Annotated in this window: 1 protein-coding gene; it reads left to right on the plus strand. The window is 63.9% G+C overall.

Annotation, left to right across the window (positions count from 1 at the left end):
• The coding region (locus tag AC0B44_RS21255) for an IS30 family transposase (RefSeq protein ID WP_471904704.1) at positions 1–1059 on the plus strand (1059 nt) is incomplete at its 5' end.
• Between the last annotated feature and the right edge of the window lie 32 nt (positions 1060–1091).

Consider the following 1091-nt stretch of genomic DNA (forward strand, 5'->3'; position numbering starts at 1 on the left):
TACCACCACGGAACCGTCTACACACAGTCTGTGACCAGTGTGACCTGTGATGACAGCGGACGACCGGCGATCAGCGACCGGTACCTGTCGGTCGAGGACCGGATCGCGATCGCCGACGGCCTGCTCGTAGAGGACTCGCTACGGACCATCGCCGCTCGGATCGGCAAGAACGTCTCCACCGTCTCGAGGGAGATTCGTCGCGGCAGCCTCGAGGGCCGGTATCTGCCGTATCAGGCCGATCGGGCAGCCGCCGCAGCCCGGGCGCGGCCCAAGCAGTCCAAACTGGTTCGGAACACGGTCCTGAGGGAAGCGGTCGAGGAAGGCTTGTCCCGGAAGCTGTCGCCGGAGCAGATCTCGCATCGCTTGCGTCGGGACTTCCCCGACGACGAAAGCATGCGGGTGAGCCACGAAACGATCTACCAAGCACTGTACTTCCAGGCCCGTGGAGGATTGAAAAAGGAAGTGCAGCAAGCACTTCGAACCGGACGCGGCAGACGCAAGCAGCAGCGGAAACAGGACGAGCGCACCCACCGGTTCGTCGATCCGATGATCATGATCAGCGACCGTCCCGCCGAGGTCGCCGACCGGGCCGTGCCCGGGCACTGGGAAGGCGATTTGATCACCGGTGAGCTGAACAAGACCGCGATCGGCACCCTCGTCGAACGCAGCACCCGCTACACGATGCTGTTGCACCTGCCGAATGGGCACGACGCCGAATCGGTGCGGGACGCGCTCATCGCCACCATGAGGACCCTTCCGGAGCATCTGCGTGGGTCGCTGACCTGGGATCAGGGTGCCGAGATGGCCCGACACAAGCAGTTCAGCATGGCCACCGACATGGCCGTCTACTTCTGTGACCCGGCCAGCCCTTGGCAGCGGGGCAGCAACGAGAACACCAACGGGCTCCTGCGGCAGTACTTCCCGAAGGGCACCGACCTGAGTGTCTACGGTCCCGAGGATCTCGAGCATGTCGCTCAGGAGCTCAACGGTCGGCCACGCAAAACGCTCGGCTGGGATACCCCAGCCGAGCGTCTGCGTGATCTAATCACCACCAACTAACAGCGGTGTTGCGTCGACCCCTTGAAACCGCC

This window comes from Rhodococcus sp. NPDC019050, assembly GCF_055664235.1.